The sequence below is a fragment of the Kitasatospora sp. NPDC001132 genome (assembly GCF_053598415.1).
Genome location: NZ_JBSFKF010000053.1, coordinates 1 through 24754, shown reverse-complemented (window position 1 = coordinate 24754; position 24754 = coordinate 1). Strand labels below are relative to the sequence as shown.

20 protein-coding genes are annotated in these 24754 nt (G+C 73.7%); 9 read left to right on the top strand and 11 right to left on the bottom strand.

Features of this window, described 5'->3' with window-relative positions:
- Positions 1-278: 278 nt before the first annotated feature.
- The 3 genes from pruA to ACWDBE_RS37310 all read right to left on the bottom strand — a co-directional run bounded on the left by pruA (position 279) and on the right by ACWDBE_RS37310 (position 3257).
- Complete coding sequence (pruA, locus tag ACWDBE_RS37320; protein WP_449793055.1) at positions 279-1904, bottom strand: L-glutamate gamma-semialdehyde dehydrogenase; 1626 nt, start codon at positions 1902-1904, stop codon at positions 279-281.
- A 139-nt stretch (positions 1905-2043) separates the two neighbouring features.
- On the bottom strand, positions 2044-2700 hold the full coding sequence (locus ACWDBE_RS37315; protein WP_449793043.1) for an HAD family hydrolase: 657 nt from the start codon (positions 2698-2700) through the stop codon (positions 2044-2046).
- Between the two features lie 47 nt (positions 2701-2747).
- Positions 2748-3257, bottom strand: coding sequence for a DUF6912 family protein (locus ACWDBE_RS37310; RefSeq protein WP_449810196.1), 510 nt, complete (start codon positions 3255-3257; stop codon positions 2748-2750).
- A 663-nt stretch (positions 3258-3920) separates the two neighbouring features.
- On the opposite strand from ACWDBE_RS37310, the gene ACWDBE_RS37305 reads away from it, so the two are divergent.
- A complete protein-coding gene (locus ACWDBE_RS37305; RefSeq protein WP_449793042.1) occupies positions 3921-4523 on the top strand; it encodes an Rv3235 family protein in 603 nt (200 codons plus the stop codon).
- A gap of 97 nt (positions 4524-4620) precedes the next feature.
- Here the strand turns inward: ACWDBE_RS37305 and secA are convergent, their stop codons facing one another.
- Positions 4621-7383 (bottom strand): preprotein translocase subunit SecA, encoded by a 2763-nt coding sequence (secA, locus tag ACWDBE_RS37300; RefSeq protein WP_449793041.1) that lies wholly within the window; start codon positions 7381-7383, stop codon positions 4621-4623.
- A gap of 257 nt (positions 7384-7640) precedes the next feature.
- On the opposite strand from secA, the gene ACWDBE_RS37295 reads away from it, so the two are divergent.
- Positions 7641-8198 (top strand): GNAT family N-acetyltransferase, encoded by a 558-nt coding sequence (locus ACWDBE_RS37295; RefSeq protein ID WP_449810195.1) that lies wholly within the window; start codon positions 7641-7643, stop codon positions 8196-8198.
- 69 nt (positions 8199-8267) lie between these two features.
- Positions 8268-9473 carry a winged helix-turn-helix domain-containing protein gene (locus tag ACWDBE_RS37290; RefSeq protein ID WP_449810194.1) on the top strand — a complete coding sequence of 402 codons (1206 nt, stop codon included), beginning with the start codon at positions 8268-8270 and terminating at the stop codon, positions 9471-9473.
- Positions 9474-9533: 60 nt separating this feature from the next.
- On the opposite strand, the gene ACWDBE_RS37285 is transcribed toward ACWDBE_RS37290, so the two are convergent.
- Together ACWDBE_RS37285 and hpf are read right to left on the bottom strand one after the other, a co-directional pair.
- Positions 9534-10286: a response regulator gene (locus ACWDBE_RS37285; RefSeq protein WP_449793038.1), complete on the bottom strand. Its 753-nt coding sequence runs from the start codon at positions 10284-10286 to the stop codon at positions 9534-9536.
- Positions 10287-10510: 224 nt separating this feature from the next.
- The gene (hpf, locus tag ACWDBE_RS37280) at positions 10511-11206 is read right to left on the bottom strand and encodes a ribosome hibernation-promoting factor, HPF/YfiA family (protein WP_449793037.1); all 696 of its coding nucleotides are present in this window, start codon (positions 11204-11206) and stop codon (positions 10511-10513) included.
- A 369-nt stretch (positions 11207-11575) separates the two neighbouring features.
- On the opposite strand from hpf, the gene ACWDBE_RS37275 reads away from it, so the two are divergent.
- Entirely contained in the window at positions 11576-12304 is a 729-nt protein-coding gene (locus ACWDBE_RS37275; protein ID WP_449793036.1) for a ComF family protein, read from the top strand.
- Positions 12305-12397: 93 nt separating this feature from the next.
- Here ACWDBE_RS37275 and ACWDBE_RS37270 read toward each other — a convergent pair whose 3' ends face one another.
- The 3 genes from ACWDBE_RS37270 to mtrA all read right to left on the bottom strand — a co-directional run bounded on the left by ACWDBE_RS37270 (position 12398) and on the right by mtrA (position 17043).
- Entirely contained in the window at positions 12398-14284 is a 1887-nt protein-coding gene (locus tag ACWDBE_RS37270; RefSeq protein ID WP_449810193.1) for an LpqB family beta-propeller domain-containing protein, read from the bottom strand.
- Positions 14259-16295 carry an MtrAB system histidine kinase MtrB gene (gene mtrB / locus ACWDBE_RS37265; RefSeq protein WP_449793054.1) on the bottom strand — a complete coding sequence of 679 codons (2037 nt, stop codon included), beginning with the start codon at positions 16293-16295 and terminating at the stop codon, positions 14259-14261. The genes ACWDBE_RS37270 and mtrB overlap by 26 nt, the downstream gene beginning before the upstream one ends.
- Positions 16296-16365: 70 nt before the next feature.
- Complete coding sequence (gene mtrA / locus ACWDBE_RS37260; RefSeq protein WP_030247322.1) at positions 16366-17043, bottom strand: MtrAB system response regulator MtrA; 678 nt, start codon at positions 17041-17043, stop codon at positions 16366-16368.
- A gap of 298 nt (positions 17044-17341) precedes the next feature.
- On the opposite strand from mtrA, the gene ACWDBE_RS37255 reads away from it, so the two are divergent.
- From ACWDBE_RS37255 to ACWDBE_RS37235, 5 genes are all read left to right on the top strand, one after another.
- Positions 17342-18523 carry a glycerophosphoryl diester phosphodiesterase membrane domain-containing protein gene (locus ACWDBE_RS37255; RefSeq protein WP_449810192.1) on the top strand — a complete coding sequence of 394 codons (1182 nt, stop codon included), beginning with the start codon at positions 17342-17344 and terminating at the stop codon, positions 18521-18523.
- Between the two features lie 5 nt (positions 18524-18528).
- Positions 18529-19248 carry a DUF4129 domain-containing protein gene (locus ACWDBE_RS37250; RefSeq protein WP_449793033.1) on the top strand — a complete coding sequence of 240 codons (720 nt, stop codon included), beginning with the start codon at positions 18529-18531 and terminating at the stop codon, positions 19246-19248.
- Entirely contained in the window at positions 19245-20471 is a 1227-nt protein-coding gene (locus tag ACWDBE_RS37245) for a DUF4350 domain-containing protein (RefSeq protein WP_449810191.1), read from the top strand. The genes ACWDBE_RS37250 and ACWDBE_RS37245 overlap by 4 nt, the downstream gene beginning before the upstream one ends.
- Positions 20468-21478, top strand: a complete 1011-nt coding sequence (locus ACWDBE_RS37240; RefSeq protein ID WP_449810190.1) for an AAA family ATPase — start codon at positions 20468-20470, stop codon at positions 21476-21478. Before ACWDBE_RS37245 ends, ACWDBE_RS37240 begins: the two co-directional genes overlap by 4 nt.
- 108 nt (positions 21479-21586) lie before the next feature.
- A complete protein-coding gene (locus ACWDBE_RS37235) occupies positions 21587-22921 on the top strand; it encodes a DUF58 domain-containing protein (protein ID WP_449810189.1) in 1335 nt (444 codons plus the stop codon).
- 38 nt (positions 22922-22959) lie between these two features.
- Here ACWDBE_RS37235 and ACWDBE_RS37230 read toward each other — a convergent pair whose 3' ends face one another.
- Together ACWDBE_RS37230 and ACWDBE_RS37225 are read right to left on the bottom strand one after the other, a co-directional pair.
- Positions 22960-24117, bottom strand: coding sequence for an RNA polymerase sigma factor (locus ACWDBE_RS37230; RefSeq protein WP_449810200.1), 1158 nt, complete (start codon positions 24115-24117; stop codon positions 22960-22962).
- A gap of 8 nt (positions 24118-24125) precedes the next feature.
- Complete coding sequence (locus ACWDBE_RS37225) at positions 24126-24533, bottom strand: YciI family protein (protein WP_449793029.1); 408 nt, start codon at positions 24531-24533, stop codon at positions 24126-24128.
- Positions 24534-24754 lie beyond the last annotated feature (221 nt).

The window sequence follows — 24754 nt, the reverse complement described above, 5'->3', positions numbered from 1 at the left end:
TGGCTCCTGTCGCGCGCCGTTGCGTGACTCGGTGGTGTGTGGATGTACACCGACGGGTCACCGCAATCCTGCCGCACCATCCGACTGAAAGGGGCTCATGGCACGCATGAAACGCCCGCCCAGCGGGTAGGACGACTCATTCGCCTTGCAAGCCACCCGACGACGCCAGCCAGCCTAACCGGATCAATCGAAGGTGGACAGGGACAGGTAGGCGCAAACCCACAGGAAGTCGCGTCCGTCCTGGACAGCATGTCCAAACCGGAGCCTGATGTTCACTCTCAGCCCATGTGGGGGTGGCCGTGGTGGGTGGGGGGGACGAAGGTCTCCTTGATCGACCTCGCCGAGGTCCAGCGCAGCAGGTTCTGCGCGGCGCCCGCCTTGTCGTTGGTGCCGGAGGCCCGGCCGCCGCCGAAGGGTTGCTGGCCGACGACGGCCCCGGTGGGCTTGTCGTTGATGTAGAAGTTCCCCGCGGTGAAGCGCAGCTCCTCGACGGCCTGGGCGATGGCGTAACGATCCTGCGCGATCACCGAGCCGGTCAGCCCGTACGGGGCGCCGGCGTCGACCCGGCGGAGCACGTCGTCCCAGCGGGAGTCCTCGTAGACGTGGACGGCGAGGATCGGGCCGAAGTACTCGGTCCGGAAGATCTCGCCGCGGTGGTCGGAGGAGACCAGCACGGTCGGCCGGACGAACCAGCCGATCGCGTCGTCGTACTGCCCGCCGGCCGCCAGTTCGATCGTCGGATCGGCCTTCGCCCGGTCGATGGCGTCCCGGTTCTTCTCGAAGGCGCGGCGGTCGATCAGGGCGCCCATGAAGTTGGACAGGTCGGTCACGTCGCCCACCGCGAGCGCGTCCACCTCCGCCAGGAAGTCGTCCTTGATCCTCTGCCAGAGGCTGCGCGGCAGGTAGGCGCGGGAGAGCGCCGAGCACTTCTGGCCCTGGTACTCGAAGGCGCCGCGGATCAGCGCGGTCCTGAGGACCTCCGGGTCGGCCGAGCGGTGGGCCAGCAGGAAGTCCTTGCCACCGGTCTCGCCGACGATCCTCGGGTAGGCGCGGTAGCCGCCGATGTTGGCGCCGATGGTCTGCCACAGCGACCGGAAGGTGGCCGTGGAACCGGTGAAGTGCAGTCCGGCGAACGCCGGGTCGGCCAGCGCGACCGGGGAGACCTGGAGGCCGTCGCCGGTCACCATGTTGATCACCCCGGGCGGCAGCCCGGCCGCCTCCAGCAGCCGCATCAGGTGGTACGCGGCCAGGGTCTGGGTCGGCGCGGGCTTCCAGACCACGGTGTTGCCCAGCAGCGCGGGGGCGGTGGGCAGGTTGCCGGCGATCGCGGTGAAGTTGAACGGGGTGATCGCGTAGACGAAACCTTCCAGCGGGCGGTGGTCGGTGCGGTTCCACACTCCGGGTGAGGAGATCGGCTGGTCGGCCAGGATCTGCCGGGCGAAGTGGACGTTGAACCGCCAGAAGTCGATCAGCTCGCAGGCGGAGTCGATCTCGGCCTGCTGCGCGGTCTTGGACTGGCCGAGCATGGTGGCCGCGTTGAGCGTCTCCCGCCAGGGGCCGGCCAGCAGGTCGGCGGCGCGCAGGAAGACCGCCGCGCGGTCGTCGAAGGAGAGCGAGCGCCACTGCCGCCCGGCGGCCAGCGCCGCGTCCACCGCCGCCCGGGCGTCCTCCCGGGTGGCGTTGCCGAGCACGCCCAGCTTGGCGGCGTGGTGGTGCGGCTGGACGACGTCGATCCGCTCGCCGCCGCCGAAGCGCTGCTCACCGTTGATGGTCATCGGCAGCGGGACCTGCTCGGCGGCCAGCTCGTCCAGCCGTCGCACCAGCCGGTCCCGCTCCGGGCTGCCGGGCGCGTACGCCCGCACCGGCTCGTTGACCGGGACCGGCACCTCGGTGACTGCGTCGATGGGCATGGCGGCTCCGTCCTGGCGGCTGGTCGGGTGTGACACCAGCCTGACCAGCCGGAGCCCGATCCGCCCGCTCAGACACGCGGACGGCGGACGTGGCGCCCGCCACGTCCGCCGTCCGCGGGCAGGCCCCGCGCGCTCAGCCGCTGAGCCGGCCGGCCAGCTCCACCGCCTCGGCCAGGCTGTCCACCACCGGGACGCCGACCGGCTCCAGCTTCTCCCGGGTGTGCGAACCGCCGGTGTAGAGCACCGCGCGGGCGCCCGCGGCCAGCGCCGCCAGGGCATCGTCCGCTGCGTCGCCGATCAGCACCGTACGGGCCGGGTCCACCCGCTCGCCGAGCGCGGCCAGGTGCCGGGTCAGGTGCTCCGCCTTCTGGCCGCCGGACGGGCCGCTGCGGCCGTCCACCCGCAGGAACCCGCCGGTCAGGCCGAAGGTGTCGACCAGCGGCACCAGCCTCTCGTGCTCGTACATCGACAGCAGCGACTGGCTGTTCCCCGCGTCCCGCCAGCCGTCCAGCAGCTCGCGCGCGCCCTCGGTCAGCCCGCAGGCCCGGCTGAGCTCCCGGTAGCTGTCGTGGAACGCGTCGTCGAGCCGCAGCCACTCCTCCGTGGAGGGCATCCGGCCGAGCAGGCGCTCGTAGAAGCGGGGGATCGGGATCTCGTACTGCTCGCGGTATTCCTGGAGGCTCATCGGCCCGATGCCGATGGTCGCGAACGCGGCGTTGCTCGCCCCGAGCACGGCCTCCATGTCGTGGAAGAGCGTGCCGTTCCAGTCCCAAACGATGTGAGTGCGCACGGGGTGAAACGGTAACCCGGACGGGCGACACGCCGGTAGGGCGGAACTCACGCGAACAGGGCGGGGATCTCCTGGGTCGCGTACCAGAGCAGGTCGTGGTCCTCGGCGCCGTCCACGGTGAACTGGGCGTCCTGGTCGCCCGCGTCGGCCGCGGCCACCGCCGCCACCGCCGCGGCGACGTCCGTGACCACCTCGTCGTCGGCCACGTCGGCGTGCACCGCGGCCGCCTTGGCCAGCCGCACCGGGCCGGCCAGCACCACCCGGCCGAGCGAGGCCTGGTCCTGGTACTCGTCACCCGGGAAGGGCCGCACCGACGCGTCGGCCACGTCCAGCGCCACCACGACCCGGCGGCACGGGGCCTGCGGGTCGGCGGCTAGCAGCCGCAGCGAGGACTGCGCGGCCCGGTTGAGCGCCGCGTACTCCAGCTCCTCCAGATCGTCGCTGACGTACCACTCGCGCAGCGCGGGCGTCACGGCGTACGCGGCGGACTGCTCCAGGGCGCCGCCCTCGTGCGCCGCCGCCAGGCCGGTCAGGGTGGTGGGCACGTACACGCGCATCGGTGGCACTCTCCGGTTCGTCCAGCGGGGTTCGTCCAGCGGCACAGATTGTCCAGCGCCCCAAGAATAAGCGCCGCGGGGACGCCCGTGATCACCTCCGGTCCGGAGGCGGGCGCTCGCGGCGAGGACCGCGCCCGCCGAGGTGCCGAGCAGGACGCCGGCCCCGTCGGGCCGCCCTCCGGTGGCCTCCTCGACGGCGCACGGCGCGCCGACCGTCCAGGCCGCGCCGGCATCCCGCCGCCGCCCAGCACCAGGCCGTACCGGGGAGCCCCCGCGGCGGGCGGGGCGGTGCCCGCGGCCGCCGGGCCGGCGTCACCCGTGTCGTCGTACCGGCCGCCCCTCGTCGTGGGAGCCCGGCCGTCCGCTCCCGGTCAGGCTCCGATGGTGCGCGCCGGGCCGGTACGGCGCGATGCGGCGGCCGGGTGCCGCCACCCGGTCCGCCCAGCCGGAGCGTCCCCTTTAGGACCGTACGGGCCGTCCCCGCACGTCAACCGGGCGCCCGCGGACAGCCCGTCCGCCCCGTCGCCGCACTGGCCGCCTCACCCGGATAGGTGAATTCGAAAGCCCGCCCCCACCGGCCCGGAAACCCGTTGCCGCCGCGCGCGGGACACCTCCAGCCTGATCCCGTCCGTACCCGCACCACCCAATCCAGGAGCCACCACCGTGACCGTCCGCTGCACCGCCCACCCCACCGCCCGCCCCAGCGTCCAACCCATCGCCCGGCCCACCGCCCACCTCGGCTCCGACCTCGACGCCCGGCTCACCGCCCGCCCCAGCGTCCAGCCCACCGCCCGGCCCACCGCCCACCTCGGCTCCGACCTCGACGCCCGGCTCACCGCCCGCCCGCACCGCCGACCGCGCGGCGCCACCGGCTGCGACCCGGCCGGCCGTCGGCCGCGCCACCCGCGCTCCGCCTGCACCGGCGCGCCCGCGCCCGGGCCCGACCCCGGCGCGCTGGCCGCCCGCTTCGCCCACCGGCTGGTCGAGGTGCTCACCGGCGCCCGGCCCTCCGGCCAGCTGGCGCGGCACACCAGCCTGGCCGGCTACGGGCAGCTCGCCTCACTGGTCCGGGCCGGCGCCCTGCGCCGCGGGGGCCCCGCCGACCGCCCCCGGCTCGGGCCGGTGCACGACCGCTCGCCCTCCCCGGACGCGGTCGAGGCCTGCGTGCGGGTCGACCTCGGCCGGCGGCACCACATGGTCGCTTTCCGGCTGGAGCAGCGCGGCCCGGCCGGGCAGTGGCAGTGCACCGCCGTGGAGGCCCGGTGAGCGCCCCGTCGCAGCCCCGGCGGTACGGAAGCAGGGCGCCGTCCCGGTCCGGGAACGGCGCCCTGCGTGGCGTCCTGACTGGTGTCCGGCGGCCGGCTCAGCCCTTGCGGCGGCGGCCCTTGGCCGACTTGGCGGCCTTGCGGCGCTCGGCGCGGGTCAGCCCGTCGCCCTCGTCCTCCGGCGCGAGGTCCTCGAAGTCGCCCTCGATGACACCGCCGCCGACCTCGTCCGAGGGGGCCGTGTAGTGCAGCCGCTGCGGCTTCGGGGCCTCCAGGCCCTTGGCCTTGATCTCCGGGCGGGCGGCGTCCTTCTCCAGCTTGTCGAGCACCACCTGGGCGTCCTCGACCGGGACCTCCTCGACCTGCTGCTCGACCTGGACCTCCAGGTTGAACAGGTAGCCGACGGACTCCTCCTTGATGCCCTCCATCATCGCGGTGAACATGTCGAAGCCCTCGCGCTGGTACTCGACCAGCGGGTCGCGCTGCGCCATGGCCCGCAGGCCGATGCCCTCCTGGAGGTAGTCCATCTCGTAGAGGTGCTCGCGCCAACGGCGGTCCAGCACCGACAGCACGACCCGGCGCTCCAGCTCGCGCATGATCTCCTCGCCCAGCTGGTCCTCGCGGGCGCCGTACTGCGCCTGGATGTCCTCCTGGATGGACTTGATCAGGAACTCGGGGCTCAGCCCGGCCCGGCCGCCGGCCTCTTCCTCCAGCTCGTCCAGGTCCAGGGTGATCGGGTAGAGCTGCTTGAGCGCCGTCCAGAGCTTGTCCAGGTCCCAGTCGTCCTCGTAGCCCTCGCCGGTGGCCGCGCGGACGTACGCCTCGACGGTGTCGTCCATGAAGTGGCCGACCTGCTCCTGGAGGTCCTCGCCCTCCAGCACCCGGCGGCGCTCGCCGTAGATGACCTCGCGCTGACGGTTGAGCACCTCGTCGTACTTGAGGACGTTCTTGCGGATCTCGAAGTTCTGCTGCTCGACCTGGGTCTGCGCGGAGGCGATGGCGCGGGTGACCATCTTGGACTCGATCGGCACGTCCTCGGGCACGTTCGCCATCGAGAGCACGCGCTCGACCATGCCGGCCTTGAACAGGCGCATCAGGTCGTCGCCCAGCGACAGGTAGAAGCGGGACTCGCCCGGGTCGCCCTGACGGCCGGAGCGGCCGCGCAGCTGGTTGTCGATCCGGCGGGACTCGTGCCGCTCGGTGCCGAGGACGTAGAGGCCGCCGGCCTCCTTGACCTCCTCCTGCTCGGCCTTCACCGAGGCCTTGGCCTTCTCCAGCGCGGCCGGGAAGGCGGCCTCGTACTCCTCCGGGGTGTCCGTCGGGGTCAGCCCCCGCTGCGCCAGCTCGGCGGCGGCCAGGTGGTCGGCGTTGCCGCCCAGCATGATGTCGGTGCCGCGGCCGGCCATGTTGGTGGCGACGGTGACGGCGCCCTTGCGGCCGGCCTGCGCGACGATCTGCGCCTCGCGCTCGTGGTGCTTGGCGTTCAGCACCTCGTGCGGGATGCCGCGCTTGCGCAGCTCCTGCGACAGGTACTCGGACTTCTCGACCGACACGGTGCCGACCAGCACCGGCTGGCCCTTCTCGTGCTTCTCGGCGATGTCCTCGACCACGGCGGCGAACTTGGCCGGCTCCGACTTGTAGATCAGGTCGGGCTGGTCGATGCGCAGCGGCGTCTTGTTGGTCGGGATCGGCACCACGCCGAGCTTGTAGATCTGGTGGAACTCGGCGGCCTCGGTGGTGCCGGTACCGGTCATGCCCGCGAGCTTGTCGTACAGGCGGAAGAAGTTCTGCAGGGTGATGGTGGCCAGGGTCTGGTTCTCGTTCTGGACCTCCACCCCCTCCTTGGCCTCGATCGCCTGGTGCATGCCCTCGTTGTAGCGGCGCCCGGCCAGGATGCGGCCGGTGTGCTCGTCGACGATCATGACCTCGCCGTTCATCACGACGTAGTCCTTGTCCCGCTTGTACAGCTCCTTCGCCTTGATGGCGTTGTTCAGGAAGCCGACCAGCGGGGTGTTCACCGACTCGTAGAGGTTGTCGATGCCCAGGTAGTCCTCGACCCGGGTGACGCCCTCCTCGAGGATGCCGACGGTGCGCTTCTTCTCGTCGACCTCGTAGTCGCGATCGATCTTCAGGCGCAGCACCAGCTTGGCGAAGTCGGCGTACCACTTGGTCGCCTGGTCCGCCGGGCCGGAGATGATCAGCGGGGTGCGGGCCTCGTCGATCAGGATCGAGTCGACCTCGTCGACGACCGCGAAGTTGTGGCCGCGCTGGACGAGTTCGTCCTGCGACCAGGCCATGTTGTCGCGCAGGTAGTCGAAGCCGAACTCGTTGTTGGTGCCGTACGTGATGTCCATCCCGTACTGCCGCTTGCGCTCGGCGGGCGTCATGCTGCCCAGGATCACGCCGACTTCGAGGCCCAGGAAGCGGTGCACCCGGCCCATCCACTCCGAGTCGCGCTCGGCGAGGTAGTCGTTGACGGTGATCAGGTGGACGCCCTTGCCGGTCAGCGCGTTCAGGTACGCGGGCAGGGTGCCGACGAGGGTCTTGCCCTCACCGGTGCGCATCTCGGCGACGTAGCCGTAGTGCAGGGCCGCGCCGCCCATCAGCTGGACGTCGTAGTGGCGCTGGCCGAGCACGCGCTTGGCGGCCTCACGGACGGTGGCGAACGCCTCGGGGAGGATGTCGTCCAGGCTCTCGCCGTCCGCGAGCCGCTGCTTGTACTCGTCGGTCAGTGCGCGCAGCTCGGCGTCGGTGAGGTTGACGAAGTCCTCTTCGATGGAGTTGACCTGGGCGGCAATCCGCTGCAGCTTGCGAAGGATCTTGCCCTCGCCGGCGCGCAGGATCTTGTCGAAGACGGACACGTGAGCGGGCTCCTTGCCTGTATTGGCACTGGACGACTGCACGGCGGGTCCACCCCACCGCACGGGCCATCGTATGCGAGGAGTCCAACCCCCCGGGAGGTGCGTCAGCACGGTATTCCCGTGTCACCCCCGCGAGCACATGGCCAGATAGCACCGTCCACCGGGACAAAACGGTCGGCGGGTCGGAGAGTTGGCCGCCCGCGGGACCGGCCGGATATTCGGATGCCCGCTTTCCGGCACCGTCGAATAATCCGTTCATGGAAGAAACCGGCACCGAAGCTGTCACCCTCACCACCGAGCGGCTCGTCCTGCGGGCCCCGCGGGAATCCGACATCGACGCGGTCTTCGCCGCCTGCCAGGATCCCGAGATCCAGCGCTGGACGGTCGTCCCGTCGCCGTACCGGCGCGAGGACGCGGAGTTCTTCGTGCGCGATCTCGCGATCGACGGCTGGCGCACCGGAGCGCACCGGGTCTGGTGCGTGTTCGAGCGCGAGTCCGGCGCTCTGGTCGGCGCCCAGGGGCTCGTCCTGCGCCCCCAGGACCCGGGCTGCGCCGAGATCGGCTGGTGGGCCGTGAAGGAGTTCCGCGGCCGCGGCTACACCACCGAGGCCGCCCGCACCGTCTCCCGCTTCGGCCTGCGGGAGCTCGGCCTGCGCCGTCTGGAGTGGGTGGCCTACGTCGGCAACGAGGGCTCCCGCGCGGTCGCCGAGAAGGTCGGCTACCGCTTCGAGGGCACCCTGCGCTCGTACGCGGAGCAGCGCGGCGTCTTCCACGACTCCTGGATCGCCTCCCTGCTGCCCTCCGATCTGGACTGAGCCCGCGGCCCCCGCCCCTCGGCCCGATCCGGGCCCGCGTTGTCAGTGGCCCGGGCTACGCTCGCCGGCATGACCGCCGCCCCCCGCCCCGCCCCCGTCGCCGTCCTCAGCGCGGACGACGCCCGCCGGATCGCCCTGCGCGCCCAGGGCCTGTTGGGCGCGCCCGACCGCCGCGGCGGGGTGCGCGGGGTGCTGCGGCACCTGGGCGCCGTCCAGCTGGACACCATCTCGGTGCTGGCCCGCTCGCACGAGCTGGTTCCGTACGCCCGGCTCGGCGCGGTCGGCCGCCCGGCCGTCGAGGCGGCGTACTGGGGCGGCGGCACGACCTTCGAGTACTGGTCGCACGCGGCCTGCATCCTGCCGGTCGAGGAGTGGCCACTGTTCGCCTTCCGGCGCCGCCGCTACCGCGACCGCGGCCACCTCTGGGGCGGCCGGGTCGAGCCCGGGACGTACCGCGCCGTGCTCGACAAGCTGCGGGCCGAGGGGCCGTTGACCTCCACCGAGCTGGGCGGCGCCAAGAAGACGGCCGAGTGGTGGGACTGGTCCGACACCAAGATCGCGGTCGAGCGGGCGCTGGCCTTCGGCGAGGTGGTCTGCACCGAGCGCCGGAGCTGGAAGCGGGTCTACGCACTGGCCGAACAGGCCGTCCCGGACGCCCTGTTCGGGCAGGACAGGTCGGACGAGGAGTGTGTGCGCACCCTGGCCGCCCAGGCCGGCGCCGCCCTCGGCGTGGCCACCCGGGCCGATCTGCTGGACTACCACCGGCTGCGCGCCGAGCAGTTGGACCCGGTGCTCGCCGACTGCGGGCTCGTCCCGGTCGAGGTGGCCGGCTGGGGCCCGGACGGCGCCCCGGCCCCGGCCTGGGCCGACCCGGCCGCCCTCGCCACCGCCCCGCGCGGGCGCCACCGCACCACGCTGCTCTCGCCGTTCGACTCGCTGGTCTGGGACCGCCCCCGCACCGAGCGGATCTTCGGCATGACGCACCGGCTGGAGGCCTACACGCCCAAGCACAAGCGGGTGCACGGCTACTTCGCGATGCCGCTGCTGACCGGCGGCCGGCTGGTCGGCCGGGTCGACCCGACCCGCGAGGGGCGCACCCTGGTCGCCCGGCAGGTCTCGCTGGACGGCCGCGGGAGCGGCGCCCGACACCTCGAGGCGCTCGCGGCGGCCCTGCGCGAGGCGGCCTCCTGGGTCGGCTGCGACGAGGTGCGGGTCGGGGCGCTGCACGACGAGCGGCTGCGCCCCGCCCTGGAGAAGCTGCTGGCGGACCGCTAGGACCACCAAGACCGCCAGGACCGCCAGGACCGCCAGGGGCACCCCCAAGTCCCGCCCGGCTCACCCTATTTCGAGGATCTTCTCCCGCATCGCGTACACCACGGCCTCCATCCGGGAGTGCAGCTGGAGCTTCTCCAGGATGTTGCGGACGTGGTTCTTCACGGTGTTCTCGCTGATGAACAGCTCCTTGGCGATCTCCCGGTTGTTCATGCCGGTGGCCACCAGCTTGAGCACCTCCAGCTCCCGGTCGGTGAGCCGGGGCGCGGGCACCAGGTCCCGGTCGTCGGAGCGGCGCTGGATCATCGACTTGAACTCGGTGAGCAGCTTGGAGGCCATCGAGGGGCTGATCTGCGACTGCCCGTCGGCGACCGCGCGGATCGCGGTGGCGACCTCGTCGGTGGAGATCTCCTTGAGCAGGTAGCCGGTGGCCCCGGCCTTGATCGCCTCGTAGAGGTCGGCCTCCTCGTCGCTTATCGTCAACATGATGATCTTGGTGCTGGGTGCCACGTCCTTGATCGCCGTACAGGCCTCGATCCCGCTGCGGCGCGGCATCCGGACGTCCATGAGGATGATGTCGGGCAGCAGGTCGGCGGCCTTCAGCACGGCCTCCGCGCCGTCCCCCGCCTCGCCGACGACCTTGATGTCCGGCTCCTCCGCGAGGACGATCTCCAGTCCCCGGCGGAACAGCGCGTGGTCGTCCACCACCAACACGCGGATCGGCTCACCCCGGTGCGGCTCGTACGCGGGCTCGTCCTCCGCCCCCGGCGGCAGCCCTGGCCCGACCCCGGGCCCCAGCCCGAAGTGATCCCCCATCCGCTCCTCCCCCTTCGCGGGTCGTCGTGCGCCAATCATTCCACGCTCCGACACCGCCACGGTCACCCTCCGATGCCGATTCCCCCGCATCGGGTGACCCCTGCGCCCGGGACGCGGCCCCGTTCGCGACGCCCCTCCCCGGACGCCGGACCGCCACTCCCCCGAACGCCGGTGACCCCGGCGGCCACGGCCGCCGGGGTCACCCTCCATCGCTCCTCGGACGGTCAGTCCTCCTCGTCGGACCCGCCGATCGCCCCGCCCGCCCCGCCACCCGGCCCGGCCGCGAGGTCGGTCTGCAGGTGGATGACGCCGTAGTGGTAACCGTGCCGGCGGTAGACCACGCTCGGCAGGCCGCTGTCCTTCTCCACGAAGAGGTAGAAGTCGTGGCCGACCAGCTCCATCTCGTAGAGCGCCTGGTCCAGCGCCATGGGGGCGGCCGGGTGCGTCTTCTCCCGGACCACCAGCGGGCCTTCGCCCTCCACTTCCAGGGATCCCATCATGGTCTTGCGGACGGCGCCGTTCGTCGCGCCCTCCGGCGCCGTCGTGGCCGGCAGCGCGGCCAGGGCCGCGGTCGCCTCGGCGACGCTGATCGGGGTGCGGCCGTTCGCGCCGCCCTTGTGCACCCGACGCCGGTCCGCGGACTTGCGCAGCTGCGCGTCGAGCTTCGCCGAGGCCAGGTCGAGCGCCGCGTACGGGTCAGCGGCGGCGGCTTCGGCCCGGATGACGGGGCCGCGGCTGCGGAGAGTGATCTCCACCCGATCGGAGCGGTCGGCCTGCCGCGGGTTGTGCTCCTTGGACACCTCGACGTCGAGGCTGATGGCCTTGGCGTCGAACTTCTGGACCTTCTCCAGCTTCTCGGCCACGTGCTCGCGGAACCTCTTGGGCACCTCGGTCTTGCGGCCCTTGACGACGATGTCCACGCAGAACTCCGATCCCTCGTGCTGACGCCGATCCGGGTGCTACCGGACCGGGCTGAGACCCAGCTGGACCAGCCCATCCACTGCCGGCCCCCCGCCCCCGCCGCCAGCGGCGGGAAACGACTGGCCCTCACCTCACTTCCTCCCCACCAGGGACGGTTGAAACCCCCTGGGCCTTATCGAACACCTCACACGGGTTTTTCGCCTCCTCAGCCGATAAGGAGGGTATGACCCGATAATGCGGTCGGGCGGTCAAGCTGGTGCACCCTGTCTACCCTCTGGCGAATGAAGTATGGGTAAATACCTGGACAACGCCCCCCATACGGCGCATCGTGTGCTGACTCTCCGTGTCTGCCGCCGCCAGGAGCAGCCGTGCCGCCGTCCCCCGCCCCCGCCCGTCCACCGTCCGCCCAAGGGCCGTTCGGCCACGCACTGGCCGGGCTGCTGGACATCCTGCTGCCCGCGGACTGCGCCGGCTGCGGCAGCGAACGCACCCAGCTCTGCCCGGCCTGCCGGCGCGCGCTGGCCACCGCCCGGCCCGTCCCCACCCCACTGCCCTGGACGCACGCGGCCGCGCCGTACACCGACCCGGTCCGTCAGTTGCTGCTCGCCCACAAGGAGCGCGGCGCGCTACGGCTGGCCGGGCCGCTGGGCGAGGCCCTCGGCCGGGCGGTGTGCTCCGCCCTGGGCGCTCGGGCCGGGGCCGCTCCGCTGCTGCTGGTCCCGATGCCCTCGGCGCGCTCGGCCGTCCGCGCCCGCGGGCACGATCCGACGCTGCGGCTGGCCGGGGCGGCCGCCCGCTCGCTGCGCCGGTCCGGCCTGGACGTCCGGGCCGCCCCGCTGCTGCGGCACGCCCGGCCGGTGGCCGACCAGACCGGGCTGAACGCGGCCGAACGGCGCCGCAACCTCCACGGCGCGCTCACCGTGCTGCCGCGCGTCCGGACCTGGCCGACGGGCCTGGCCGGCCGTCACCCGGTGCTGGTGGACGACCTGGTGACCACCGGTGCCAGCCTCGCCGAGGCCGCCCGGGCACTGGCCGACGCCGGGCTGCCGGCCCGGGCCGGCGCCACGGTCGCGGCCACCGTGCACCCGGCGGGCTGACCACCGCCGCGGCCGCGGCCTGCCCGGGCGAGCCGACGGCCCCTCCCGGACGCGCCGTCAGCAGGGCGGCGCGTCATCAGCCCGCGCGCGCCGTCAGCCCGCGTAGAGGAAGGACCGGGGCTTGTCGATCAGCGAGGCTTCCCGCCACTGGTGGTTGACCAGGCGGAAGGCCTTGAGCTCGCTCGGCTTCCCGTCCGTCTGCTTGACCTCGCCCATCGCGAGCACCGGCGGCGTCTGGGTCAGGCTGTCCGCCCGGGACTCCGAGGCCGCGACGGTCTGCATGGTCTCGGCGCTCTGCAGCTGGGTGTCCGTGCTCTGCGAGCCGTCGGTGCTGATGTAGTACAGCTGCTGGGTCCGGTCGGCCTCCTTGCCGAGCACCACCAGCTGGTCGGCCTCCGCCCAGGACACCGAGGCGACGTCGGTGAGCGTCGGTGCGGCCTGGCGCAGCCCGGTGATCTTCACGGTGGGCGCCTGCGGGGTGCCGCCGTGCACCACGAGTCCGAACCGCAGCGAGCGGCTGGTCACCCCCGGGGTCTTGACCACCAGGGCGACCCGGACACCGTCCGAGGCGATCTTCATCCCCTGCACGGTCTGCCCGGTCAGCAGCCCCTCGACCGGCACGGTGTACGACTTGGCGCCGCGCACCATCACCACCCGGGGCCCCTGCTTGTTGCGGTCCACCACCCAGAGGTCGCCGCGGCCGTCCCAGCTGGGCGAGGCGAAGCCGTCCTCCTTGTCGCCGCCCTTGGCCGGCGAGGTGAGCACCGGCTCGCCCATGGCCACCGTGCTGTCCGACAGCGGCAGCGAGTAGACCTGGTGGCCGTCCTCGCTGATCGCCGCGGCCTGGGTGCCGCTGCGGCTGACCGCGAAGGCGCCGAGCGGCGGCTTGGTGTTCGACTGCGGCTTGCCGAGGATGCCGCGGACCGGGTCCCCGGGGCGTCCCTCGTCAGTCGCCACCAGGGCGCCGTCGGCACGCTGGTAGTACTGCGTCGCGGACGATGGCCCGACCAGGGCACCGGGGCCGACGAGCGGCTCCTCGCCGCGGCGGACGGTGCAGGAACCGCGCTGCCCCTTCAGCTCCAGCTTGTCGAGGCCCTTGCCCTGGTCGGCGAGGGTGTAGAAGAGCTGGTTCGCCATCCGCCGGCAGGCCGTCGCCTCGCCGAGGTCGGTCGAGCCGAGCTGCACGTGGGCGGTCTTGCTGTCGTCGATGGTCACCCGCTCGACCCGGACACCGCTCGGGAACGCCGTCCGGACCGCCTGCGAGAGCCACGTCGAGGGCCCGTCGGCCACCGCCTGGGCCGCCGAGGTCAGCGGGTCCGTCCGGCGCCGCAGGTAGATCGGGTCGGCGACCAGCACCTCCTGGCCGGCGTTCCCGCTGGCCGCCGCCGACGGGTCCGGCGTGGTGTAGAAGAACCGCTCGACCTGCCGGAAGCTGTTCCGGAAATTGGTCTCGTTCATGATCACGCCGGGCGGCAGCTTGTCGATCCGCCACTCGCCGTCCTTCCGGACGAAGGTGAAGGGCGACGAGACGTTGTTCTGCCCGGTGACCAGCTCGAACGAGTGCTTCTCGTCGACACCGGCGACCAGCTGCCCGGTCACCGACACCGAGACCGTATCCGCGTCGGTGACGTCCGGGACGTCCGGGATGGTCGTGGACGAGAGCACCCGGAGCTCCGCCTCCGGCTTCCACTCCGCGGCGGCGCTCTCGGTGAGGTACTTGCGCGCGGTGTCGTACCCCTCGTCGGCGGTCACCGCGTCCAGGAACCCGGTCAGCAACTCGCGCGGCTTGGCGCCCTTCCCGGGCGCCACCGGGTAGACCCGGGCCTGGAGGTTCTTGTCCGCCGAGCCCTGGGACAGCTCCACCTTGGTGATGCCGCCGGAATCCGGCATCGCCGCGCAGCCGCTCGCCACCAGGGCGCCGAGCAGCCCGCCGACCGCCGCGAGGAGCCGCGGCTCAGTCCTGTTGCTCGTCCCTCGCACGCTGCGACCCCTCCGCGTCCCTCGTCCCGCCCGTCACGTCCGACTCCGCCGTCCGCTGCGCCACCGACGGCCGTCCGGCCGTCGGGTCCACCATGACCTGGGCCCCGGTGGCCCCGTACCCGGCGGCCGTCCGTACGTCCGAGGGGTCCGAACGCGGCCCCTCGGGCAGCCGGCTCCGGCCCAGCCCGGGGCCGATGTTCAGCACCCCGCCGAGCCCGCTGCCGAGGCCGCCGCCCGCGCTCTCCGGCGTCTCCGCCTGCTCGTCGACGGCGGCCGACGCCGTGGCCCCGGACGGGCTGATCGCCCGCCGGTACGGCGTGCCCTGCGCGCCCAGCCCCCGGTTGTTGCGGGAGTCCTCCGGCTCCAGCCGGAACGGCGCCCGGGTGATCTCGCCACCGCGGGTGCGCGGCAGGGTGAGCCTGAAGTGCGAGCCGCCACCGGGCTCGCCCCAGGCCTGGAGCCAGCCGCCGTGCAGGTGGGCGTCCTCGACGGCGATCGACAGGCCGAGGCCGGTGCCGCCGGTGGTCCGCACCCGGGACGGGTCGGCCCGCCAGAAGCGGTGGAACACCCGGGACGCCTCGCCCGGTTTGAGGCCGATGCCGTAGTCGCGCACGCCGACCGCGACCGCGCCGTCCGCCGAGCCCAGCCGGACCACCACGTCGCGGCCCTCGCCGTGCTCCAGCGCGTTGACCACCAGGTTGCGCAGGATCCGCTCGATCCGGCGGGAGTCCACCTCGGCCAGCACCGGCTCGCCGTCGCCGCGGATCACCACGGCGCTGCCCTTGGCCTGCGCCAGCGGGTCGGCGGCCTCGACCACCCGGGCGACGATCTCACGCAGGTCGACCGGCTCGGCGTCCAGGATCGCGGCGCCCGCGTCGAAGCGGCTGATCTCCAGCAGGTCGGCGAGCAGCGACTCGAAGCGGTCCAGCTGGCCCTGCAGCAGCTCCGCCGAGCGGGCCGCCATCGGGTCCAGGTCCTCGCGGCTGTCGTAGATGAGGTCCGCGGCCATCCGGACCGTGGTCAGCGGGGTGCGCAGTTCGTGCGAGACGTCCGAGACGAACCGCCGCTGCACCCTGGACAGCTCCTCCAGCTGGCGGATCTGCGCCTGGAGGGCGTTGGCCATCCGGTTGAAGGACTCCCCGAGGCGGGCGATGTCGTCCGTCCCGGTGACCTTCATCCGCTCTTCCAGGTGCCCGTCGGCGAGCCGCTCGGAGATCCCGGCGGCCATCCGGACCGGGGTGACCACCTGGCGCACCACGACCCAGGCGATGCCGCCCATCAGGATCACCACGAACACCCCGGCGGTGGCCAGGGTGCCGGTGACCAGGTTGAGGGTGTCGGTCTCCTGGCCGAAGGAGAACACGTAGAACATCTGGTACGGCGTCCCGGCCGGGCCGTCGAACTGCATGCCGAGGGCCAGCCCGGGCTCGGACTTGACGTCGCTCCCGGGCGATCGGTAGATCCGGGTCGGCTGGTCGAACATCTGGTTGGGCTCGGCGAGCAGCTTGGCCCGCAGGGAGTCCGGGATGCTGCTGGGCTGGATGTCGCCCGAGTAGCGCGGCGCGAAGCCCGCGGTGTCGGGGACGACGGCACCGGTGCCGGGGGCCATCGCGATCACGGAGTAGACCGTCTGCCCGCTCCCGGCCAGGTCGTTGACCTGCCGCAGCAGCCAGGTGCCGACCTCGCTGACCGTCGGGTCGGCGGTGCCCCGCAGCTTCTGGTCGTTGGCCTCGTCGATCTTCTTCTGCTCGACCTGGAAGCCGATCCGGGCCTGCGCGCGGGCGGCGTCCGTCTTGGTGCCGAGCAGGCCGTTGCGCACCTGCGCCACCACGACCACGCCCAGCACCACGACGACCGCGATGGACGCCAGCAGGGACACCGCGACCACGCGCAGCTGGATCGACCGGCGGTACAGCGCGGCCACCCGGTGCGTGGGGCGGCGCAGCTGACGCCTCACCAGTGCGGCCACCGCGGAAGGGCCCCGTCGGCGGCGGGTGGTCGAACTCAGCACGTCACCGCGCACCGCCCCGGCCCCGTCGGTCGCGGAACCCGACGGGGTGTCGTCTGCCCGGTCCGTCACGTCAGCTGGGTCCGGCCTTGTAGCCGACGCCACGGACGGTCACCACGATCTCGGGGCGCTCCGGGTCCTTCTCGATCTTGGACCGCAGTCGCTGCACGTGGACGTTGACCAGGCGGGTGTCCGCCGCGTGGCGGTAGCCCCAGACCTGCTCCAGCAGCACCTCGCGGGTGAACACCTGCCAGGGCTTGCGGGCCAGTGCGACCAGCAGGTCGAACTCCAGCGGGGTCAGCGGGATGCCCCGGCCGTCCCGCTTCACCGAGTGGCCGGCCACGTCGATCACCAGGTCGCCGATGGTCAGCTGCTCGGGCGTGGGCTCCTCGGCGCGGCGCAGCCGGGCGCGCACCCGGGCCACCAGCTCCTTGGGCTTGAACGGCTTGGTGACGTAGTCGTCGGCGCCCGACTCCAGGCCCACCACGACGTCGACCGTGTCGGTCTTCGCGGTCAGCATCACGATCGGGATGCCGGACTCCGCCCGGATCTGTCGGCACACGTCGATGCCGTCCCGGCCGGGCAGCATCAGGTCGAGCAGGACGAGGTCGGGCTTGGTCTCCCGGAACGCTGCTAGCGCCCTGTCCCCATCCGCGACGAAAAACGGCTCAAAACCCTCACCACGCAGCACGATGCCGAGCATCTCGGCCAGTGCGGAGTCGTCATCAACGACGAGGACGCGTCCCTTCATGCGTCCATCTTCTCATTACCGGATTGTGACCTGCCGCACAGCAGTGCCAATGCTCCAGAACGGCCAACTCCCCCACCGGTGCATTCCGGCCATACCGGGCGAATGTGCCCGCCGGGACCGCCCGCGGCCCCTCGCCGACCCCGCCCGCGGGCCCCACCCGGCAGGGCGCGGAGGACCGTTGCCGATCAGCAACCGGATCGCCATGGGGCCGAATTCCGGCCCCATGGCACGATGGGCGCTGCGCGCGGGCGGAAGATCCGTTCGCAGTCGCGCCCGTGACGCCCTCCGAGGAGCAGTGATGACCGACACCCCGGGCTGGGCCTCGCCCAGCTCGTCCGAGCCGCCCCGCGACGACGCCCGGCCCCCGGCCGACGCGCCCGCCGCCGTGCCCGGGCCGTCGGCACCACCGCAGGCCACCCCCGGCTGGACCGGCCCGGCCGGCGCCCCCGGACCGCAGTGGGGGCAGCAGTGGGGGCAGCAGCCTCCCGGCGGCCACCGCCCGTACGGCTGGGGCGCCCCGGCCGGCCCCAAGCCCGGCGTCATCCCGCTGCGCCCGCTGAGCTTCGGCGAGCTGCTGGACGGTGCCGTCACCACCGTGCGCCGGCACTGGCGCACCGCGCTCGCGCTCTCGCTCGGCTTCGCCGTGGTCGCCCAGGCCGGCAACGTCCTGGTCAACCTGCTGGTCAAGGGCAAGACCGGCGAGGCCACCCAGAGCCTGCGACTGCTGGCCGGCCTGCCGCTGGAACTGCTGCTCAACGTGATCGCCACCGCGCTGCTCACCATCGTGGTCAGCCGCGCCGTCCTCGGCCGGTCGGTGACCGCCGGGGAGGCCTGGCGCGACGCCCGTCCCCGGCTGCTGCAGCTGCTCGGGCTGACCCTGCTGACCGCGCTGGTCGGCCCCGGCGTGACGCTGCTCGGCTTCACCCCGCTGCTCGGCTACCTCGCCGCCGGCCAGGACACCCCCGCGATCGTCGGCCTGCTCACCCTGGTCGGCCTGCTGACGGTGCCGGTCGCCGTCTGGCTCTACATGCGCTTCAGCCTCGCCGCCCCCGCCCTGATGCTGGAGAAGCAGGGCGTGCTGACGGCGCTGTCACGCTCGTGGCGCCTGGTCCGCGGCGCCTGGTGGCGGGTCCTCGGCATCAACCTGCTGGGCCACGTGCTGGCGCTCGTCGTCGCGATGGTCGTCGTGGTCCCCTTCCAGTTCCTCGGCCTGGCGCTGGGCTTCGAGAGCCTCAACGACCAGGGCCTGCCCGACAGCGCCGACCGCAGCATCGCCATGGTGCTGCTGCTCGCGGTCGCCGGGATCATCGCCGGCACCTTCACCACCCCGTTCATCGCCGCCGTCGGCGTGCTGGTCTACATCGACCAGCGGATCCGCCGAGAGGCCCTGGACATCGAGCTCGCCCGCGCGGCCGGCCTGCCCGAGCACGACGGCACCGGCCGGGGCGGACCGGGCGACCCGAGCCCGGCGAGGCGCTGAGCCGGATGCCTGACTGGGGGGAAGGGCTCCTCGCCGCGGGCGGCGCACCGGTCACCGTGCCCCGGGACCCGGCGCGCGAGGCCGCCCGCGACGAGCTGCTCGACGCGGAGTACCACAAGCACGACCCGTCCGTCCTGAAACGGATCACGGACTGGTTCTACGACCACATCGCCAGGGCGCTCGACAGCATCTCCGGCGACGGCGCCACCGGCACCACCGGACTGATCCTCTTCCTGATCGTCGCGGTGCTGATCGGCGTCGCACTCTGGTGGCGCCTCGGCGCGCCCCGCCGCGCCGCCCGCACCGTCCAGGACGTGTACGGCGCCGACGGCCCGCGCAGCGCCGACCAGTACCGGGCCGACGCCGCCGCACACGCCGCCGCCGGACGCTGGACCCAGGCCGTCCGCGAGCAGATGCGCGCCCTGGTGCGCGGCCTGGAGGAGCGCACCCTGCTCGACACCCGCCCCGGCCGCACCGCCGACGAGGCCGCCGCCGAGGCCGGCCGGGCACTGCCCGAGCACGCCGCCGCGCTGGCCGCGGCCGCCCGGACCTTCGACGACATCGCGTACGGCGAGCGCACCGCCGACCAGGACGCGTACCGGCTGCTGCACGAACTCGACCGGACGCTGGAGAACACCCGCCCGGTCCTCACCCCCGACGCCGCCGGAGCCCCCGCCCCCGCGTCGACCCCGGCCCCGGCCTCGACCCCGGGAGGAGCGGCATGACCGGCACCGTCCCCGCCCCCGAAGCCACGGTTCCCGGAACACCCGCCGACGCCCCGACCAGCCTCTCCCCCACCGCGCGCGGCCTGTGGCGCCGCTCCCGCTGGTACCTGGCCGTCCTCGCCGCCCTGCTGATCGGCGCCGCCGCCGTGTCCAGCCTCGGCGAGGACCGCCGCTACCCGCCGCTGGACCCGCGCTCGTACGACCGCGACGGCACCCACGCCGCCCTCGCCCTGCTCGAACGCCAGGGCCTCAAGGCCGAGTTCACCACCGACCCGACCACCGCCCCGGCCGGCCAGGACACCCTCGTCCTGCCCGAACCCGACCTGCTCAGCCCCGCCCAGCTGCGCGCCGTCGCCGCCGCCCGGCACCGGCGGCTGGTGCTGGTCGCCCCCGGCCCGGCCGCGCTCACCACGCTCGCCCCCGGCATCCGGCTGTCCGACGACGCGGGCGGACCGCCGTACGCCGCCGTCCGCTCCACCCCCGCCGAGTGCTCGCTCACCGAGGCCGTCCGGGCCGGCAGCGCCCAGCAGGGCGGCATGCTCTACACCAGCGGCAGCCGCGGCGAGGGCTGCTACCCGCGCGGCCACGGCTACCCGCTGGTCAGCCTCCCGGCCGCCGACGGCGACCGCGACGTCATCGTGCTCGGCAGCGGCAGCTTCCTGCACAACAGCGAACTGGCCAAGGACGGCGACGCCTCCCTCGCACTCGGCCTGCTCGGCTCGCAGCCCCGCCTCACCTGGCACCTGCCCGACTACTCCGCCCCCGTCCCCGACGGCGCCCGCACCAGGACCTTCGAGGACTACCTGCCGAGCGGCTGGGGCTGGGCCGCCCGCCAGCTCGCCGTCGCCGCCGTGCTCGCCGCCCTCTGGCGCGGCCGTCGGCTCGGCCCGGTGGTCAGCGAGAACCTGCCCGTGGTGGTCCGCGCCGCCGAGACCACCGAGGGCCGCGCCCGCCTGTACCGCCGGGCCCAGGCCCGCGGCCGCGCCGCCGAGGCGCTGCGCCGCGCCACCGCCCACCGCCTCGCCCCCGCCCTGGGCGTCCCGCTCCGGGCCGGCGCACCCGACCCCGACGCGCTCTGCGTCGCCGTGGCCGACCGGCTGCCCGACCGGCCCGCCGGGGACGTCCGGGCCCTGCTGTACGGCCCGCCCCCGACCGACGACGCCGCGCTGCTGCGGCTCGCCGACGACCTCGACGCCCTCGAAAGGCAGGTACGGAACCCGTGACCGACCAGGCAACCGCCCAGCTGCGCTCCGTCCCCGGCACGGCACCCGCCACCCCCGCCACCGACCCGCGCGCCGCGCTGACCGCCCTGCGCGCCGAGATCGGCAAGGCCGTGGTCGGCCAGGACGCCGCCGTCACCGGCCTGGTCGTCGCCCTGCTCTGCGGCGGCCACGTGCTGCTGGAGGGCGTCCCCGGCGTCGCCAAGACGCTGCTGGTGCGCACCCTGTCCACCGCGCTCAGCCTGGAGACCAAGCGCGTCCAGTTCACCCCCGACCTGATGCCCGGCGACGTCACCGGCTCGCTCGTCTACGACGCCCGCACCGCCGAGTTCTCCTTCCAGCCCGGCCCGGTCTTCACCAACCTGCTGCTCGCGGACGAGATCAACCGCACCCCGCCGAAGACCCAGGCCGCCCTGCTGGAGGCCATGGAGGAGCACCAGGTCACCGTGGACGGCGTACCGCGCGCGCTGCCCGTCCCGTTCCTGGTCGCCGCGACCCAGAACCCGGTCGAGTACGAGGGCACCTACCCGCTGCCCGAGGCCCAGCTGGACCGCTTCCTGCTCAAGCTGATCCTGCCGCTGCCCGACCGCGACCAGGAGTTCCAGGTGCTCTCCCGGCACGCCGCCGGCTTCGACCCGCGCGACCTCGGCGCGGCCGGCGTCCGCCCGGTCGCCGGGCCCGAGCACCTCACCGCGGCCCGCGAGCAGATCGCCCGGCTGACCGTCTCCCCCGAGGTCCTCGCCTACATCGTCGACCTCTGCCGGGCCACCCGGCAGTCCCCGTCGCTGTCCATCGGCGTCTCCCCGCGCGGCGCCACCGCCCTGCTCGCCGCCTCCCGCGCCTGGGCCTGGCTGGCCGGCCGCGACTACGTCACCCCGGACGACGTCAAGGCGCTCGCCCTGCCGACCCTGCGGCACCGGGTCGCGCTGCGCGCCGAGGCCGAGATGGAGGGCGTCACCACCGACTCCGTCATCCAGGCCGTCCTCGCCCAGACGCCCGCGCCGCGCTGACCCCGGCACACCCCGCCGCACCGCACCACCGCCCCCGTTCCGGCCCCCGGCCGACGGACTTTCGACCCACCGGTCTCAGACCCACGGACTTCCGAAGGAGCGCACCGCATGGCCCTCACCGGGCGAACCGCCCTGCTCGCCGCACTCGGCGCGCTCGTCGTGGGCCTGCTGCTGCCGTCCTGGACCGGGATCGGCCTGGTCACCGGGGCGGTGCTGATCGCCGTCGCGGTCGACCTGGTGCTCGCCGCCCCCGTCCGCGGCCTGCGGTTCGGTCGGGGCGGCGACACCACCGTCCGGCTCGGCGAACCCGCCACCGTCGAACTGACCGTCACCAACCCCTGCGGGCGCCCGCTCCGGGGCCTGGTGCGCGACGCCTGGGCCCCGTCCGCCTGGCGCCGCGGCACCGCCGAGACCGCCTCCCGGCACACCCTGGCCCTCCCCGGCGGCGAACGGCGCCGGATCACCACCGTGCTCGCCCCCACCCGCCGCGGCGACCACCACGCCCACCGGGTGACGGTCCGCTCGCTCGGCCCGCTCGGCCTGGCCGGCCGCCAGGGCTCGCACCTCGTCCCCTGGACGGTCCGCGCCCTGCCCCCGTTCACCAGCCGCAAGCACCTGCCCTCCCGGCTCGCCCGGCTGCGCGAACTCGACGGCCGCACCTCGGTGCTGACCCGCGGCCAGGGCACCGAGTTCGACTCCCTGCGCGAGTACCTGCCAGGCGACGACATCCGCTCCATCGACTGGCGGGCCAGCGCCCGCCGCGCAGCGAACACGGCCGCCGGCGCGGGGGGCCTCGCCGTCCGCACCTGGCGCCCCGAACGCGACCGGCACATCCTCGTCGTCCTCGACACCGGCCGCACCTCCGCCGGCCGGGTCGGCGACGCACCCCGCCTGGACGCCGCCCTCGACGCCGCCCTGCTGCTCACCGCCCTCGCCACCCGGGCCGGCGACCGGGTCGACCTGCTCGCCCACGACTCCCGCAAGCGCGTTGCGGTGGCCGGCAGCTCGGCCCACGAGGTGCTGCCCGCCTTCACCAACGCGATGGCCGGCCTGGAACCCGCACTCCACGAGACCGACATGCGCTCCCTGGTCGCCACCGCACTCAAGATGGCGCCACACCGCTCACTCGTCGTACTGCTCACCGGCCTCGACGCGGCCCCCGTCGAGGACGGCCTGCGCCCGCTGCTGCCGATGCTCACCAAGCGCCACGAGGTCGTCCTCGCCTCCGTCGCCGACCCCCGGCTCGACGTCCTCGCCGCCGGGCGGGGCACCCTGGAGGCGGTGTACGGCGCGGCGGCCGCCGAGCAGACCCGCGCCGACCGCCGGGCCACCGCCGAGCGCCTCACCCGCCACGGCGTCACCGTGCTGGACGCCCCGCCGGCCCGGATCGCCCCGGCCCTGGCCGACACCTACCTCGCACTGAAGGCCGCCGGGCGGCTCTGAGGGCCGCCGGGCGGCTCTGGTGGCCCCGGCAAAACCCATCAGCCCGTCCGACGTTCCTTCAGGCCCGTGTTGAGCCGGGCGGCCTGACGGGTCAGATGGTCACGCTCGGCGAGCGTGAGGGCCTTGTGCGCCGCCTCCGCGTACAACCGGGCCGCCGCCGCCAGGTCCCCGTCGCGCTCGTGGAGGTACGCCGCCACCGCCGCGTACCTCGGCAACGCCGCGTCCAGCTCCGCGAGTTCCCTCAGCCCGGCGCGCGGCCCGTCCGCCTCACCGACCGCCACCACACGGTTGAGCCGCACCACCGGACTCCCGGTCAGCCGGACGAGCTCGTCGTACCACTCGACGATCTGCACCCAGTCCGTCTCCTCGGCGGTCGGCGCGTCGGCGTGCAGCGCCGCGATGGCCGCCTGGGCCTGGAACTCGCCCAGCCGGTCCCGGGCCAGCGCCGCCTGGAGGATCCCGACGCCCTCGGCGATCAGCCCGGTGTCCCACCGGCCGCGGTCCTGCGCAGCCAGCGGCACCAGCGCACCGTCGGGCGCCGTCCGGCCGGCCCGTCGGGCGTGGTGCAGCAGCATCAGGGCCAGCAATCCGGCCACCTCGGGGTGGTCGATCACCGCCGCGAGCTGCCGGGTGAGCCGGATGACCTCGGCCGCGAGGTCGACGTCCCCGGAGTAGCCCTCGTTGAAGACCAGGTAGAGGACCCGGAGCACGGTGGCGACGTCCCCCGGCTGATCGAACCGGACCCCGGAGACGGTGCGCTTCGCGCGGCTGATCCGCTGCGCCATGGTCGCCTCGGGCACCAGGTAGGCCCGGGCGATCTGGCGGGTGGTCAGCCCTCCCACCGCCCGCAGGGTCAGCGCCACCGCCGAGGAGGGAGTCAACGACGGGTGGGCGCACAGGAAGTAGAGCTGCAGCGTGTCGTCCACGGCGGCCGTGGGCCCGGGCTCCGGCTCCCGGTCCACCAGGTCCTCCCGGCGCCGGCGGGCGGCGTCCGACCGGGTCGCGTCCAGGAACTTGCGCCAGGCCACGGTGACCAGCCAGCCCTTGGAATCGCGCGGCTGCTCGGCGGGCCAGAGCCGCACCGCCTCGACCAGCGCCTCCTGCACGGCGTCCTCGGCCGCCGCGAAGTCTGCTCCGCGGCGGACGAGGACACCGATGACGCTCGGGGTGAGGCTTCTCAGCAGGGCCTCGTCCATCGGAGCGGTCACTCCGTGATGGTCGGCGGCATGGCCAGGAACGGCCGCAGTTCCAGCCACTCGTGGATCGGCTTGCCGCCGGCCCCGGGGGCGGCCGACAGTTCCCCGGCCAGCTCGACGGCGCGCTCGTAGCTGTCCACGTCGATCACCATCCAGCCGGCGATGAGGTCCTTGGTCTCGGCGAACGGACCGTCGGTGACCGGCGGCCGCCCCTCACCGTCGTACCGGACCCACGTCCCCTCCGGCGCGAGCGCCTGACCGTCGACGAACTCGCCGGTCTTCTCCAGCCGGTCAGCGAAGTCCTGCATGTACGTGATGTGCGCCGTGACCTCCTCCGGCGCCCACTGGTCCATCGGCACGCAGTTCACCGCGTCCGGGGCGCCCCGGTAGTGCTTCAGCAGCAGGTACCTGGCCATCGTCTTCTCCTCGGTCTTCGGAGCCGTGCGCCCCATTGTGGGCCGCTCGTACCCCGGGGACGGTGCCAGGCACGGGTTCTCGACATGGTCGGCCAAGATCTTTTCGACAGTCTGCCGCCGGCTTGACCGGGAAATGCGAAAAGCCCCTGATCCGAATGGATCAGGGGCTTTTCAGAAGAATTGTTCGGCGGCGTCCTACTCTCCCACAGGGTCCCCCCTGC

Bases quoted from the DNA above. Each gene is read 5' to 3' on its own strand.
- ACWDBE_RS37310 (WP_449810196.1), bottom strand. From the start codon at position 3,257: ATGCGCGTGTACGTGCCCACCACCCTGACCGGCCTGGCGGCGGCGCAC.
- ACWDBE_RS37295 (WP_449810195.1), top strand. From the start codon at position 7,641: ATGGAAGAAACCGGCACCGAAGCTGTCACCCTCACCACCGAGCGGCTC.
- ACWDBE_RS37290 (WP_449810194.1), top strand. From the start codon at position 8,268: ATGACCGCCGCCCCCCGCCCCGCCCCCGTCGCCGTCCTCAGCGCGGAC.
- ACWDBE_RS37285 (WP_449793038.1), bottom strand. From the start codon at position 10,286: ATGGGGGATCACTTCGGGCTGGGGCCCGGGGTCGGGCCAGGGCTGCCG.
- mtrA (WP_030247322.1), bottom strand. From the start codon at position 17,043: ATGAAGGGACGCGTCCTCGTCGTTGATGACGACTCCGCACTGGCCGAG.
- ACWDBE_RS37255 (WP_449810192.1), top strand. From the start codon at position 17,342: ATGACCGACACCCCGGGCTGGGCCTCGCCCAGCTCGTCCGAGCCGCCC.
- ACWDBE_RS37250 (WP_449793033.1), top strand. From the start codon at position 18,529: ATGCCTGACTGGGGGGAAGGGCTCCTCGCCGCGGGCGGCGCACCGGTC.
- ACWDBE_RS37245 (WP_449810191.1), top strand. From the start codon at position 19,245: ATGACCGGCACCGTCCCCGCCCCCGAAGCCACGGTTCCCGGAACACCC.
- ACWDBE_RS37235 (WP_449810189.1), top strand. From the start codon at position 21,587: ATGGCCCTCACCGGGCGAACCGCCCTGCTCGCCGCACTCGGCGCGCTC.
- ACWDBE_RS37230 (WP_449810200.1), bottom strand. From the start codon at position 24,117: ATGGACGAGGCCCTGCTGAGAAGCCTCACCCCGAGCGTCATCGGTGTC.
- ACWDBE_RS37225 (WP_449793029.1), bottom strand. From the start codon at position 24,533: ATGGCCAGGTACCTGCTGCTGAAGCACTACCGGGGCGCCCCGGACGCG.